Annotated in this window: 14 protein-coding genes; 4 read left to right on the top strand and 10 right to left on the bottom strand. The window is 64.0% G+C overall.

The genetic code is table 11. The features are described 5' to 3' along the window. The 10 genes from ACO06I_RS01430 to ACO06I_RS01385 all read right to left on the bottom strand — a co-directional run bounded on the left by ACO06I_RS01430 (position 1) and on the right by ACO06I_RS01385 (position 9,164). Positions 1-1,284, bottom strand: a complete 1,284-nt coding sequence (locus ACO06I_RS01430) for a TolC family protein (protein WP_421933586.1) — start codon at positions 1,282-1,284, stop codon at positions 1-3. Between the two features lie 44 nt (positions 1,285-1,328). Continuing rightward, complete coding sequence (locus ACO06I_RS01425; protein ID WP_421930853.1) at positions 1,329-2,207, bottom strand: efflux RND transporter periplasmic adaptor subunit; 879 nt, start codon at positions 2,205-2,207, stop codon at positions 1,329-1,331. A gap of 11 nt (positions 2,208-2,218) precedes the next feature. Next, complete coding sequence (locus tag ACO06I_RS01420) at positions 2,219-3,346, bottom strand: ABC transporter permease (RefSeq protein ID WP_421933585.1); 1,128 nt, start codon at positions 3,344-3,346, stop codon at positions 2,219-2,221. Then, a complete protein-coding gene (locus tag ACO06I_RS01415; protein ID WP_421930852.1) occupies positions 3,346-3,750 on the bottom strand; it encodes a hypothetical protein in 405 nt (134 codons plus the stop codon). Before ACO06I_RS01415 ends, ACO06I_RS01420 begins: the two co-directional genes overlap by 1 nt. Then, entirely contained in the window at positions 3,747-4,856 is a 1,110-nt protein-coding gene (locus tag ACO06I_RS01410) for a GNAT family N-acetyltransferase (protein WP_421930851.1), read from the bottom strand. The genes ACO06I_RS01415 and ACO06I_RS01410 overlap by 4 nt, the downstream gene beginning before the upstream one ends. Continuing rightward, a complete protein-coding gene (locus ACO06I_RS01405; protein WP_421930850.1) occupies positions 4,849-5,682 on the bottom strand; it encodes an alpha/beta hydrolase in 834 nt (277 codons plus the stop codon). Before ACO06I_RS01405 ends, ACO06I_RS01410 begins: the two co-directional genes overlap by 8 nt. A 103-nt stretch (positions 5,683-5,785) precedes the next feature. Next, positions 5,786-6,160, bottom strand: coding sequence for an EamA family transporter (locus ACO06I_RS01400; protein ID WP_421930849.1), 375 nt, complete (start codon positions 6,158-6,160; stop codon positions 5,786-5,788). Continuing rightward, positions 6,157-7,068 carry an arginase family protein gene (locus tag ACO06I_RS01395; RefSeq protein ID WP_421930848.1) on the bottom strand — a complete coding sequence of 304 codons (912 nt, stop codon included), beginning with the start codon at positions 7,066-7,068 and terminating at the stop codon, positions 6,157-6,159. The genes ACO06I_RS01400 and ACO06I_RS01395 overlap by 4 nt, the downstream gene beginning before the upstream one ends. 15 nt (positions 7,069-7,083) lie before the next feature. Next, on the bottom strand, positions 7,084-8,454 hold the full coding sequence (locus ACO06I_RS01390) for an aspartate aminotransferase family protein (protein WP_421930847.1): 1,371 nt from the start codon (positions 8,452-8,454) through the stop codon (positions 7,084-7,086). A 38-nt stretch (positions 8,455-8,492) separates the two neighbouring features. Then, positions 8,493-9,164, bottom strand: coding sequence for an MtnX-like HAD-IB family phosphatase (locus tag ACO06I_RS01385; protein WP_421930846.1), 672 nt, complete (start codon positions 9,162-9,164; stop codon positions 8,493-8,495). A gap of 160 nt (positions 9,165-9,324) precedes the next feature. On the opposite strand from ACO06I_RS01385, the gene ACO06I_RS01380 reads away from it, so the two are divergent. From ACO06I_RS01380 to ACO06I_RS01365, 4 genes are all read left to right on the top strand, one after another. Further along, positions 9,325-9,849, top strand: a complete 525-nt coding sequence (locus tag ACO06I_RS01380; RefSeq protein ID WP_421930845.1) for an RNA polymerase sigma factor — start codon at positions 9,325-9,327, stop codon at positions 9,847-9,849. 70 nt (positions 9,850-9,919) lie between these two features. After that, positions 9,920-10,894 carry a FecR family protein gene (locus ACO06I_RS01375; protein WP_421930844.1) on the top strand — a complete coding sequence of 325 codons (975 nt, stop codon included), beginning with the start codon at positions 9,920-9,922 and terminating at the stop codon, positions 10,892-10,894. Between the two features lie 43 nt (positions 10,895-10,937). Beyond that, complete coding sequence (locus ACO06I_RS01370) at positions 10,938-13,331, top strand: TonB-dependent receptor (protein WP_421930843.1); 2,394 nt, start codon at positions 10,938-10,940, stop codon at positions 13,329-13,331. A 245-nt stretch (positions 13,332-13,576) separates the two neighbouring features. Next, positions 13,577-14,743, top strand: a complete 1,167-nt coding sequence (locus ACO06I_RS01365) for a class I SAM-dependent methyltransferase (protein WP_421930842.1) — start codon at positions 13,577-13,579, stop codon at positions 14,741-14,743. Positions 14,744-14,796: the final 53 nt, after the last annotated feature.

Below are 14,796 nucleotides of genomic sequence, written 5' to 3'. Positions count from 1 at the left end.
TCAGGCTCCCGGCGCGGCAAGGGCGAGACCAATCCTGGCCGAGGTCGCCCTAAGTCTCGCTGCGTTGACGCGGATCTCCGCGGTTGCGATCCCATCTTGAGCGCCCAGAATGTCCAGGGCGTCGGCCGCTCCGGCCTCATGTCGACGGCGGACGATCGCAACTTGTTCGTTTGCGGCAAGGCGGCGCGCATCGGCCCTCGCCAGGTCCGCATCTGCCGCCGTCACCTGAGCCAGGGCGCGGCGCGCATCCGCCCAAGCCTGGACGACCGCCTTGCGGTAGGCCAGATCGGCAAGGTCGACCTCGGCCGAGGCCGACCCAATCCGAGCCTTTCGAGCCCCGCCATCGGCGATGGATTGCGACACCTCCGCCGCCACCGCCCAGACGAGCGACTTCGCATCCAGCAGATTGATGACGCTCGGGTCCGCGGCGCCTAGAGAGGCGCTGAGAACGAAGCGGGGTCGCGACGCGGCGACGGCTTCGGCCCGACGACTGTCGGCCGCCTTCAATCGGGCATAGGCCGCGGCGACGTCCGGCCTGGCCGTCACCGTCTCCGACGAAAACGGCGCATTAGAGGGGAACGCCCAAGGGGATGAGCTGGCCCTTGGAATGATGGGATTTGTCGTCTTGCCCAGCAAGGCGCCGAGACGTAGCGTCTCGATCCGTGCTTCTAACCGCGCCGCTGTGAGTTCGGCCTCGAGGTCCGCGACGGCCTGCGTGCGCGATGACACCTCATCTCGGCTGGCGCGGCCCGCAGCGTAACGGGCTCGTGTCAAGTCCACCAGCCGTTGGGCGTCGCGACGGCGAGAGTCCAAGATATCGGTCAGGGACTGCGCGGCGCGCAGGGTGAAGTACGCCTGTGCGGCCTCCGCCCCGACCAGACGCCGGGCGACAACGACCTCCGAGTCCACCGCGCGCCGCTCATGCTCTAGGGCGTCACGGGCTCTGGCCACTCGCCCCCAAATGTCCAGCTCGTAGGTCGCAGTCAGAGAGGGTGAACCCGCCGCCGCCTGCTCGGATAGACTGTGTCCGCCAACCGCCCCGTTCACGCCGATCTCGACCTGCGGGCGGCTCAGCGCTCTAGCCGCCGCAACTTCAGCGTCGGCGCGGTCGAGGCGCGCCATGGCGATTTTAATGTCGAGCGAACCGAGATCTATTTGGCGAAGGAGGTCTCTTAGAGCCAGATCCCCGAAATCTAGACGCCAAGGCGACGGACCTACGGGAACGAGCCTGTCTGTGACGGCCTTCGCCCCGGGCGATGGGACGGGGGTCGCACACCCCTGCATCCCCAGCATCGCTGCGATCGTGACTCCGGTGACAAACCGCTGTTTCATTTGGTGAACCGCACCAGGACTCGTTGACCAAGCCTGAACGCCGGGCGACCGTCCAGCGCCAGGATGACATTGAGCACCCGACTATCAGATTGGGCTGCCGGATCATCATTGAGCAATGCGCCCGAGAAGGACTCTGAGACGCGCAAGACGTGCGCGCGCTGCGGTGCGCCTTCGTCAAACTCCCGGGAGACCATTGCGGCCATCCCCGGCTGAACTCGGTCCGATAGGGACTCGTCCAGCTCCGCCCGAACGACGCGCCCGCCGTCAGGCGCGATGACAAAGAGTGTTGACGCCGCGGTGGCGGATCCGCCTGCCACAGCCATACGCCGCAGCACCAGGCCGGCCGCAGGCGCGCGGATGGTATGCGAGGCGATCTCGGCCTGGGACAACCGTGCACGGGCCATCGCCACTCGGGCAGCCTGCACCGCCTCCTCCGCTTCGCCGGCGGCGACGTGCTCTGCGGTGATCGCCTGATCAACCTCCTGAGTCGTCGCAGCCTCCAGGCGAATAAGCCGGCGGACCCGCTCTAGGTCCCGTCTCGCCCCTGAGAGCTTGGCCTCCGCCGTCCCCACCCGCGCATTTTGCCCAGCCAGCTCGGCTTGATCGATCGCGAAGTGCAATTGAGACTGGCGGTCATCCAAGATCGCCAGGACTTGCCCGGCGGCGACCGGATCCCCCTCTTCAACGTCAACCTGCGTGACCAAGCCTTCGCGGGCGGCGCCGACCTTGATCAGGCCGGCGCCACTCTCCACCACACCGCGCGCCGCCGCGGCCGGCGGGGGCGCGGCCAGGGCCTGGACGCGATCATCCCGGGCGGGCGCGCAGGCCGTCGTCAGCAAAATTGCGCACGCGAGGGCGCCAACAGGCTTGAACATGGAGGTTCCACTCATAGTAGGAGCGCCGCCGGATCGGCCTGGGCGACACGACGCAGGGCCAGCACCCCAGACAGAAGCGCGACCAGCAGAATGATCAGGCTGCCGAAGCCCATCACCTCCGCCGACAGGATGATTGGAACGTTCTGGGCCCTGGCGACGACCGCCAATATGGCTGTTAGGACCGCCGCGATGGTCATGCCGCAGGCGCCGACCCAGAAGCTTTGCGCCAACACGATCGTCCGCAGGGCGGACATTGAAAACCCCAGCGCACGCAAGGCGGCATACTCCTTGATGGAGCCAGACACGGCCGCCAGCAGCGTCTGGCTGGTGATCACCACGGCCACCAATACCGCGACGATGCTTCCGAAAATGAAGGCGACGCCCGCGCCAGACTCCGACAGCCAGTAGAGGGTCGTCCGGTCGGCGAACCCGCCGGCCGTGAGGGCTTCAAAACCTCGCCGCGCGCCAATTATGTTCAGGCGCGCGGCGACGGCCTTGGCGGCTGCGGGGCTCGCCACGCGGGCGAGAAAATAGGCGACGTCGCCTTCTGGTCCCGACGACGGGTCCAGCCTCCGAGTTGTGGCGAGCGAACTGATGACATTTACCCCCCCCAATCCCCGCAGTCCGTAGGTTAGACCCGCGACGCGCACCCGGCGGCCGTTGATCTCAGCGGTACCGCCAACCCTGACTTCAAGCTTGCGCCGGTCAGCTGCGTCGATCACCACGCTATCGGGCGTCTCTAGGGCGGCTCGGAGGTCCTGATCGAGCGCGTTCGAAAGCGCCATGGCGCCAGGCTGCGTATCCACCCCGACGAGGTAGACGTTGACCACCCCATGGTTGGCGGTTTTCCATTCTCCAGACCCCCAAAGGAAGGGCTCGATGCGGCCAACACCAGACTGAGTTCGCATGAAGAATTCGGCCTGCCCCGAAATCGGCCGGCCAAGATCCAAACTTTGCACGCCCGGGAACCCAACCCACAGGTCCGCTGTCGACCGCGTCACATAGATGCTGGAAAGGGAGAATATCCCCAGTATCACCGCAGCCTGCAGCAGAACCAGCAGCCCTGAGAAGCCAACAGCGAACACAGCAGGGGCGAAGCGCCGCCAGCCGTGGCGCAGGCTCCGCAACGCCAAGGTCATCAGCACGGCGCGCCTTCCCCCCGGCCAATTAGCCAGACTCCAACCAGGATCGCGCCAGCGCCGATGATCTGCGACGGCCCCGCCGGCTCGCCGAACACGGTCCAACTAACCGCGATCACGAGCACGTAGCCCACCGCCGAAATGGTGAAAGCCTCGCTAAGCTGGAACTCGGCCAGCACAATGATCCAGGCGACAAAGCTGACCACATCAATGATGACCAGCGCCTGGAACCAGGGCAGGCTGGCGGCGAACCGCAACCAATTTAGGTCAAGTGGCCTGTCCGACAGAGCGCGGGCGGCCTCCTCCGCGGCGATCTGATATCCCACAGCGAGCAGGGGCATGGCGGCCCAAAGCAACCAGAATGCCCAGCGCCTTTGCCGCGAGGACGGTGAGGACTTCGTCATGCGGCCGCCTCCCCACCGAGGTCCGCCGAAAGCAGCGGCGCAACGAGGCGCAGGACGCCGTTCAGCACCGGATTGCGGTGTCGAAAGTACATCGAGGTTCGCAGCAGCGTACTTCCAAGCCGCAGCTTGTTTCCGTAGGCCGCCTGACCGCTTTGGTAACCGCTCAGTCCCTCTTGCAGGCAAAGTTCGAGATTTTGAAACCAACTCAGGAAGTAGAGACTATATGCGCGCCCTGCCTCAGCATCCATCATGAAGAATTTGTCAAGCAACAGGTCGTTATTTTTCAACAATAGATTCGCCGCAAGCAACTTGTCATCGGCATAGTAGAGCACGCATATTGCGTTCCCGCCGAGCCGTTCGAGGGCCCCCGTGAAATAGGCCGGAGTCAGCTCTTCGAACGCCATTTCGCCGCGACTGCGCGTCTGCCCATAGAGCGACATCACCCGATCAATCACGCCCTCAAGATCGTGACGAACCTCGACCCTCACCGCCTGCCGCGCTCTCAGTTTTCGGCGCATGTCGCGCCGGGTGCCGGCCGAGAGGCGGCCCAGATAGGTTTCGACGGAATCGAAATCGATCGCCAATTGCGCGACAGGCAAGCCGGGAACTGGTCTATAGCGAGCGGTGAGCGCCGCCGCCCACAGGTCGCGGGCGTTTTCCGGTACATCCTTCACCGCCAGTAGGCCGCAGCCGTCCGCCTTGGCGGCGCGTTCAAACTCCCCCAACAGGCGGCGAAGCAATACGAGCCGCCTGTCGAAGTCCGCGCCAGGGTCGAAACCCAGCAGCGCCGTGTCGGTACAGGGCGAACCCAGGCATGCGAGATGCAGTGTGAGCGCATCGGGAAAGATGTGGCGGATGGCGGCGGCGACGCGATGGCCGGTTCGATTCAGCGTGGTCTCGAGAGGATATTCGGTGAAGAAGGCTGGCGCCGCGGCCACCAGGCGCCCGCCTTCCTCCACGAGGGCGTAGCGCCACCGGAAGCCCGCCAAGTCCGCCTGTTCGACGGCAAGCAGATAGTCGAAGGACTCGATTTCACCCGGAAAGATTCGGCTCCAGGCGTCCCGACCAACGGCCGTGATGGACTCGACGATCCGTGCCTCAGGCATGACTTGCTCCGCGCGGTTGCGGCGGCGCAAGCTCCGCGGCGCCGAAGAACACGCCGGTCAGCGCCGCAACGCGGTCACGCTCCTGGTCGACATGGATCATGTGATAGCTGTCATCGAGCAGCTTGAGGGTGGTCGGTCCGCCCAGGCAGTCGCGCAACCGTTCGGAATTGCGCGGATGGCTCATGTCATCGTGTCGCGCGTGAAGGATCAAAGTTGGGACCTTGATCGCGCGCCCCGTACGCAGGACCCGGCGGCCTAGCCGGTACATCTGGAAAAGCGCGCCGAGCGGCAGGCGATCCAGGGCGCCATCGGTGAACTCCGCGGGCATGCGCATCATGCGATCGCGCAGGCGATGATCCTTGATCCCGTAGGGGAACGGTTCCTCGAAGCTGATCTTCCGTAGCAGGGGCAGGTTGGCGACCACCTGGATGAGTCCAGCCGCCCCGCACCACCGGCGCATATTCCAGCCGTCATATTCAAAGGTCATGGAGTAGACGGCGCAGGCCTTGATGTCGGGTCGTTCGTTTGCCAGCAGCAGGCCCAAGGCGCCTCCCACGCAAACACCGGCCACATAGATTTCATCGACCTCGGACCGGTAGACGTCGTAGGACTCGCACACGGATTGAAGCCAATCGCGCCAGGTCGTGGCGAGCAAGGCGCGAACGTCGCCGCCATGCCCCGCCAGCTGAGGCGCGTAGACGTCGAATCCCTGCCGATGAAGCCGGCGGGCCAGAAACTTCATTTCGCTGGGTGCGCCGGTCAGGCCATGGAGCAGCAGCACTCCCGTGCGGCGTGTGCCCTTAAGGCGGAAACTCTGATCAGTCATTTCGCCCCACCCTTGTGCACGACAAGTGTCGGCCGGGCTGATGCGTGCGCGCCGGGGCGTTGACCCCCGCTGGGCATGACGCGGCTGGGATCAGGCGTCGGGTTCATGCCTGGAGATCCGAAAGGCTGACGCAGCCAACGCCCAACACAACAAACCCGACGCCGATCAGTTGGCTTCGACTGAGCCGTTCACCCAGAAACAAGGCGCCAGCGGCCGGAATACTGGCATAGACCAGCATCATCGCGGGAAAGGCGACGCTCAGGGGCACGTGTTGAAGCACAACCAGCCACGCGATGGTTTCGAGAAGCCACAGGAGTATCCCAATCCAGATCAAGGGCTCCTGTGCCAAGGCCAGCGCCAGGTTCTTGCTATCCCCCGCCCTGTCCGTCGCATGCTTGAACGCCAGTTCTCTAGCCACCTCAGCGGCGATGCAGAATGCCACCAGGCTGACGCTGCGCCCTAACCCCATCGAGATCATGGACAGACCTCCGCGAAGAGCTCCAAGAGGCGCAGATTGATGGCTTCATTCACCTGCATCGCGTAGACGGGATTGGGCTGCGACCACGGCTGGTCGAGCAAAGCCTCCCCGCGCTTGAGCAAGGCGTCCGCCACGCCGCCGCCATACCGTGGCCGCGACCAGTCACCGACCACGTCGGCGCCGATCAGGCGATGCTGTGATCCAATCTTCTCAATCAGCGCCCTCAAGAGACCAAAGCTGGTCTGACCCTGGTCCCAGTTGGTGACGGCGTCGGAGGCCCGCAGAACATCCTTGTCGATGGTGAGATAGACAGCCCGGGTTTGAATTCTCCTGGCCAGGAAGTCGGCGAACCCATCCTCGCCGATCGAGAGGATAGTCGGCCATTTGCGGCCGCCCAGGTGGACGAACGCCCCGCCTCTCGGCGAACGATACGGATATAGCTCCACCCGATCGTCCTGGATAAGTCCCAGGTCGGCGCCCTTGGTTTCGCTACGATCAATATCGTTGCTGCAGACCCCCACGGTGATCAGGCGCGCCGTCTTCGGATGCCTGGCGGCCTGCCCCACCCAGGACCCGCAATGCAGGCCGTTGGGAAAGCGGACCCAGTCTGGGTGGTTGTCAAAATGCACCACGGTCACCTGATCGACGCCCGAGGCCTCGATCGCGCGCGCCAACAGGAGCGGTGTGACGTGGTGAAAGTCGCCCGAGCCGGCGAAGATGATCTCTGGGGCGCACGCGGGCGCAGCGCCCCAGAGTCTGGTTTCGAGGTACTTGAGCGCCAGGGGCCGGCTCCATAGGCGCAAGGATGGGCCCAGATCCTGGGCCGCGATCCTTCGCCCTCCCGCGGCGCATCCACGGTCAATCAACGTGACCTGACCGTCTAGGGCGTCGTCCAAGTGCAGGAACAAGGGCCGCACCGACCTCTAGTCCACGCAACGGCGCAGGAGGGCGTCCAGCAGTCTCAAGGCCAAGTCGATCTCGGGGAGGCTGATCTCCAGGGACGGGGCGAAGGTGATGACGTTCTTGTAGTAGCCGCCCACGTCGAGGATCAGACCCAGGCGTTCGCCATCGACCTCGACATCGCCCCTAAGGCCCTCCTCCGCGATCCGGTCCAGAAGCGCTTTGTTGGGGGTGAAGCCGTCAGCCTGGCAGATCTCGGCGCGCAGCGCGAGGCCCAGGCCGTCCACATCGCCGATCTGCGGCCAGCGGGTCTGTAACTCCCTGAGCCCTTCCAGGAAGTAGGCGCCCTTCGCCATAACCATGGTTTCGTAGTCCGTCTCGGCCATCATCTTCATGGCTTCGAGCGCGATGGCGGTCCCCATGGGATTGGCGTTGAAGGTGGAGTGCGTGGAGCCCGGCGGGAAGACGGTGGGATTGATCAGGGCTTCTTTAGCCCAGAGTCCGGACAGCGGATTTAGCCCGTTGGTCAGCGCCTTGCCGAACACCAATATGTCGGGCTCAACGCCAAAATGCTCGATCGACCAAAGCTTGCCGGTACGGAAGAAGCCCATCTGGACCTCATCGACCACCAGCAGGATGTTGTGGCGGTCGAGCACCTTCTTCAGCTCGATGAAGAAGTTGGGCGGGGGAATCACATAGCCGCCCGTGCCTTGGATCGGCTCCACATAGAAGGCTGCAAACTCGGCCTGGCCGGTCTTGGGATCAAGGACGCCGTTATATTCGGTTTCGAACAGCCGCTCGAACTTCTTCACGCATTCGAGCCCGTACTCTTCCTTGCTCATGCCCTTCGGACCGCGGAAATGATACGGGAATTCGATGAATTGAGCCCGGTCGCCGAAGTGGCCGAAGCGGCGGCGATAGCGGTAGGAGGATGTGATCGCAGAGGCGCCCAGAGTCCGCCCATGATAGCCGCCCTCAAAAGCGAACATCAGGCTCTTCCCACCGGACGCATTGCGCACCAGTTTGAGCGAATCCTCGACGGCCTGTGCGCCGCCGACATTGAAATGCACCCGCCCCTTGGCGCCGAATTTCCGCTCCGCGTCGCGGGCGATCATGGCGGCGAGTTCGACCTTCTCCCGGTGCAGGTACTGGGAGGCCACCTGGGGCAGCTGATCCAGCTGCCGGTGGGCGGCGGCGTTTAGGCGGGGGTTTCGGTAGCCGAAGTTGACGGCGGAGTACCACATCTGCAGATCCAGGAACCGACAGCCTTCGGCGTCGAACATGAATGAGCCGTCGCAACCTTCGAAATATTTGGGCTCCGGCATGTAGTGGACGGTGTCGCCCCAGGAGCAGTACTCGGCCTCCATGGCCCGCAATTGGTCGTGATTGGCCACCGGGGCCTCAGCAGTGTCGTACATGGTGTTTCCTGAATTCAGAGGCTGAGAGCGCGGACTTGGGGCGGCGCCGACGACGGCGCCATCGACCGCGCTAGGGCGCGCGTCACGTCGTCAAAGGATGTGAAGGCATGGAAGGCCCTGCCTCTGCCGGCCGCGTAGCGGGCGAGACTGTCCTTGGCGAAGAGGATATCGGCGCGCGACGACACACAGAAGTCCGAGCGGCCGTCGCCGATGAAGACGATGGGTCCGCTGGAAGGCTGCGTCGCCACGGCGCATTTGCAGACCCCGGACCCTGCGGCGCAGCCCGGCTTCATGTGCGGTTGCTTCAGGCGCCACCGATCGGAGCGGCCCGCCAGCCGATTGGCGACCACCGGCACATGGCCCAAGGCGTGCCGCCGAAGGATATGGCCAATGAACCGATCCACCCCGTCGCTGACGATTGTCAGCGGCAGGCCGTGGTTTTCGCACCAGGCGACAAATCGGGAAAAGGTGGGGTCGATCTCCACGGAATCGAGAACGGCGTCGAGGGCCTCGTCGGACCCTTGGATGAGGCTGATCTGGCGGCGCATGCACTCGGCGGCGCTGATCTGCCCCCTCACCCAGGCCACTTCCAACTTTTCCCAGGCCGGCGAAGCCAGGGTGCCAAGGACAAGATCTGTGGTGTCCCGACGGGTGACCGTCCCGTCAAAATCGCAATAGATGCGCATGGATTCCCTTGCACCGTTGGTCGGCCCGGACGATCGAGCCCTCGCCACCCAATGAAGGGACGATGCGTGGAGGCCTGCGCCTCAAAAATATCCGGAACGGGTGCGCCTAGGGCGCGAGCCTGCTAACCAACTGGCGCGGCAAGACCGGGGTCAACGCGACGTGGACAACAAGACGCCAACGCCTCTGATGACGGCCTATTTCGAACGGCGACTGGGACTGAGACGGTTCTTCCTGGCCCGCCTTCATTCCATGACGGAAGCCGAAGATCTCGTTCAGGACCTCTATCTCAAGGTCACCATGACGCAGTCGGATGAAGCAATCCGCAATCCGGGCGCCTATCTCTATCGCCTTGCGGCCAATCTTATGCTCGATCGCCTGCGCCAACAGCACCGCGCCGCCGCCCGAGACGATGCTTGGCGCACGACGCACCATGTCCTCTCCGCAGCCGAGGACATTGCCGACATCCCCGACGCGGAAGCCGCTGTCGCCGCGCGGCAGCAGCTTCAGGGGGTCATAACCGCCCTTGAAGCCCTGCCCGAACGAACCCAGAGGGTCTTCCGTTTGCATAAATTCGAGGGCCTGGGGCATGCCGAGATCGCATCTCGGCTTGGAATGTCGCGAAGCGCCGTCGAAAAGCACATGATCGACGCCTTGCGCCACCTGGTTGCCAAGGTGAGGCGATGACTGTGACTAAATTGTCGCCAGGGAACCAGTTTCTGAAAGACGTTGTGTCCATGGCGACGTCAGGGATTCGATGACCAGAATTCACACCGATCCGGGCGAGCAGGCTTTGGCGTGGTTTGTGCGCCTGCAGGACGACGACGCGACCGAGGCCGACTGGCTGGCCTATCGCGAGTGGCTAGAGGCCTCACCAGCCAACAGCGCCGCCTATGGGGAGATCGAGACAGCCTGGATCGAAATCGAGGGCTTGACCGAGATAGCGCCATTTCAAGCGTCGACTGGCGTCGTGGTCCCCTTCCGGCCCCAGACGTCGCGGCGGATTTCAGCCGGATGGCTACAAGCGCTTGGCGCCGCGGCGGCCATTGCTGCTGCGGCCCTGCTCTTCATCGTCCCGGGGCTGCGGGATCATCCCCAGATCTACCGGACTGGCGCGGGTCAGCTCCAGACTGTGTCCCTCGACGATGGATCACGCATCGTGCTGAATGGGGAGTCCGAAATCGCGGTGCGCATGCAACGTGATCAGAGAAAGGTTTCCCTTATCGAGGGTGAGGCCGCCTTCGACGTGGCGCATGACGCCAGGCGACCCTTTGTCGTGAGCGTCGGAGATCGCGCGGTGACGGTTCTGGGGACGGAGTTCAACATCCTGCGTCACGCCGGCCAGCTCATGGTGACCGTCAAGCGTGGAATCGTCGCTGTTAGCCAGGCCGGTCGCGCGCCCGAAGCAAAACTGGTCGCCGGCCAGCAGTTGAGCCACAAGGAGGGTGCGACGGGCAGCCGAGTTGAAAAGGTCGATCCCGAGGACGCTTTCGCCTGGCGTCGACGGCTCCTGATCTACCACAATCGCCCCCTGACAGAGGTCTCAAGGGATCTCTCGCGCTACTTCGGCAAGCCCGTCGTCGTCGACCCAAGCGCATTGCATCTACGCTTTACGGGATCCCTGCGAATTGACCGCGAGGAGCCCATGCTGCATTCGCTGGAAACCTTCCTTCCGGTGAAAGCCGTCATCAAGCCTGACGAAACACACCTGATGGCCCGCGAGTCGCGGTAAGGTCTCGCGCGTGAAACGCGGGCGATGGACCTATGGCGGACTCATGGGCCTCGCGGTCTATGGTTTGGCGCTGACGCCGACCTCGGCAGCCTGGGGGGCGCCGCGTCAGGCCCCCAAAGTCTATCGATTTCACATACCGGCCCAGCCGGTCTCAGATGCACTGCTCGAACTCGCCCTCCAGGCGGAAGTATCTCTCGGCGGCGACCTTGGCGCCTGTCGAGGTTCAAGCCCCAAGCTGTCGGGCCGCTACGAACTGGCCGATGCTCTGGCCCGCCTCATGGACGCCTCGGGCTGCACAGCCGTGATTCCCGAAACGCGAACGATCCTGATCCGTCGCCGCCCCTCCAAGGCCCACCTGTCGACGTTGCCGCCGCCAGCCCCAGCGTCAATTGTCGAGCTGGGGGAACTGGTCGTCACGTCGGGTCGGCGAACGGATCTGCCCGGTCGCACCCCATACTCCATCACCGCTGTCGCCGGCCGCGAGCTCGAGGCCAGAGGTGTTGGAGACCTGACGGCGCTGGCCGATCAGGTCGCCGGCATGACCGTGACCAATCTAGGCCCCGGGCGCGACAAGATCTTCCTGAGGGGGATGTCGGACGGCGCGTTCACCGGACAGACCCAGTCGACAGTGGGGCTTTATGTCGACCATGTGCCTATCACCTATAATGCCCCAGACCCCGACCTAAAACTTGTCGATATCGATCAGGTGGAGGTCATGCGCGGTCCGCAGGGCACCCTTTATGGTGCTGGCTCCATCGGCGGCATCGTCCGCATCGTGACCCGAAAGCCCGATTTGGACGCTTGGTCCGCAGACGTCTCGGTCAGCGGGTCCGCGACCCAATCCGGCGGCCTCAACCACGACATCTCCGCAACCCTAAACAGCCCGGTCGTGGCTGGCCGATTGGCGTTTCGGGGGTCCGTCTATCGCGAAGCCGCCAGCGGCTATGTCGATGACGTCAATCTGGCGGTCCGGCGGATCAATCACTTCGAGCGCGACGGATGGAGGGCCGCCCTCAAGGCCGCGATCAATGACGACTGGTCCCTTACCGGCGGCTTAATCCATCAATCGATCCTCACCGCCGACACCCAATACGCTACGACGGTCAGCGGGCGCCTTAGCCGCGGCAACGCCGTGCGGGAACCTCACGACAATGATTTTGACGAGCGTTACCTGACACTTGAGGGGCAAGGCCCCTGGGGGCGCCTCGTGGCGTCGAGCGCGAGCTTGAGCCACCATTTCACGAGCCGCTATGACGCCTCACTTGCCTTGCCCGCATTCGGCGTTGCTCAGGGGGTCGCGGCACTGGACGACTCGCAGGACATCGACCTGCAAGTCAATGAGATAGTCTTCACCTCCCCGCAGGCCCACCCTTGGCGATGGCTGGCGGGGGGATTTCTATCGTCGGGCAATTCTACGCAGGAGACACGGCTTAACCAGAGGGCGCCCTCCCGCAGTCAGCGCTATGGCGAGCGTCGGGTGGACGAACTGAGCGAATTCGCGGTCTATGGTGAGGCCTCTTACGACCTGACCGAGCAACTTACCCTGGTCGCGGGCGTGCGATGGTTCAGGTTCGATTTCGACGTGAAGTCGACGGTGGTTCAAGGCGTGTCACGTCGCGACTTCTCCGCGACCGGGCACGCCGCTGGCCTCTCGCCAAAGTTCGCCGTCAGGTTTCAACCCCGTGATCACGTCGTGTTCTATGGGCAGGTTTCGGAAGGCTATCGGGCCGGAGGCGTTAATACCGCCGGACCGATCGACCAGGTTTTCGACGGCGAGGCCGGTCACCCCGAACACGAATTCGACCCCGATGAGTTCTGGAACTACGAAGTCGGAACCAAACTCTCCCTGCTCGACGGTCAGCTTCATCTGCGGGCTGCGGCCTTCTTCGCCGATTGGCGCAATATCCAGACTGATCAGTTCCTCCCCTCCGGATTGTCCTATGCGGTCAACGTCGGTGACGGCGCAAATCGGGGCGTCGAGCTTGAGGCGACCTGGCGCGCCAGCGAACACTGGGACCTGCGCGCAGCCGGTCTGCTCAACGATCCCCAGATCACCAAACCTAACCCCGCCTTCCGGTCTCAGAGCGATGCCGGCTTACCTGGTGTCGCCGCGGTGACGGCAAGTCTCGGCGTCAGCTATCATCGCCCTCTGCAATCTGGACTTGAGCTGAAACTGGACGCCGCGATGGGTTACACCGGAGCTTCGCACCTCACGTTTGACGCGCAGTCCAGTTACCGGATGGGCGACTATTTTTCCGGACGTCTGCAGGCGGCCCTGGAATCGGAGCGCTGGACAGGCGCCTTGTTTCTCGACAACCCAGCCGATGGGCGGGCCAACACCTTCGCCTTTGGCAATCCCTTCCGGTTCGGACATGAGGCCGTCATCACGCCCCAGCGGCCGCGCACCATCGGCGTCAGGCTCCGCTACAGGTACTAGGTCGGAGGATGTGGCCCGACGGTGACGTCATTCCCTTAGGCGACCCTGCGAAGTCCTTTCGTCAGGGCGCCTTTGAGGCCCCCCGTCATGGACCCAGTCCTACCCTACCGGTTCGTGCACGGTCGGCCCGCAGCGAAGGCTCAACCCCGCCGCACACCCTGGGATCAGCACCGGCGCGCGCGATGACGCTGGCGTCGCGTCTCCTTCGCCGCGCCCTGGGACCCCAGGTCCGTGCGGGGACTTTGGTGATCATCGCGCCCGATGGCGAGCGCCTGTGCTTCGGTGACGGGACGGGCGACGCCGTGGTCGCCCGATTCACCGACCCCGCCGCCATCTGGGCCGTCCTTATCGATCCAGATCTCAAGACCGGGGAGATGTTCACCCTGGGCCGTCTCGTCCTCGATCAGGGATCGATTTATGACTTCCTGGTCTTGATCCTGCAGGACGCTGCGGAGGACGAGACGCCCTGGACAGCGCGGTGGATCGACCGGTTTCGCGCGCTGGCCCGAGGCTTCAGCCGCAATGACCCGGAGTCATCGCGGCGGAATGTAAGTCATCACTACGATCTGGACGATCGCCTGTACGAACTCTTCCTGGATCCATACTGGCAATATTCCTGCGCCTACTTCGAGCACCCTGAGCAGACGCTCGCCCAGGCGCAGGTGGCGAAGATGCGCCACGTCGCGGCGAAACTCGCGCTTCGTCCGGGCGACCGCGTGCTGGATATAGGTTGCGGCTGGGGTGGACTGTCCTGCTTTCTGGCCGAGGCGGCGAATGCGAGCCGCGTGCTCGGGGTGACGCTATCAGCAGAACAGCTCGCCAAGGCCCGTCAGCGCGCAGCTGACCAACAGGTTTCCGACCAGGTCAGCTTTGCGCTGCAGGACTATCGGGCCGTTGAGGGCCGCTTTGAACGGATCGTCTCCGTGGGCATGTTCGAACATGTGGGATTGCCCCACTACGCCGAATTCTTCGAGGCCTGCAAAAGCCGCCTCACCGATGACGGCGTCATGCTGCTGCACACCATCGGTTCATCGGACATCCCGAGCCTGACCAACCCGTGGCTTACCAAGCACATCTTCCCAGGAGGCCACATTCCTTCCTTGTCGGAGATTCTACCGGTCATCGAGCGAGCTGGACTGGTGGTGACCGACGTCGAGGTGCTTCGCCTCCACTATGCCCAAACCCTTCGCGCATGGCGCAATTCATTTCTGGCGCGGCGGCCTGAGGCGGTGGCGCTGTTCGGCGAGGTGTTTTGCCGCCTATGGGAGTACTACTTGTCGATGGCGGAGGCGGCGTTCCGGTTCGAGGACATCGTCGTATTCCAACTGCAGATCGCCCGACGCCAGACTGCTGCGCCCCTCACCCGTGACTATATCGCCGAAGCGAAGGCCACTTTCAGATCGCCAGAATGAGGCGCCCCGCTTCCGGGAAGGCGTCTGCTGGTGACTTTGACCAAACTGTCTGG

The organism is Phenylobacterium sp. (assembly GCF_965229015.1).
GTDB lineage: Bacteria > Pseudomonadota > Alphaproteobacteria > Caulobacterales > Caulobacteraceae > Phenylobacterium.
Note: the sequence above shows the minus strand (reverse complement) of the source record. Positions and strands in the feature narration are given on the sequence as shown.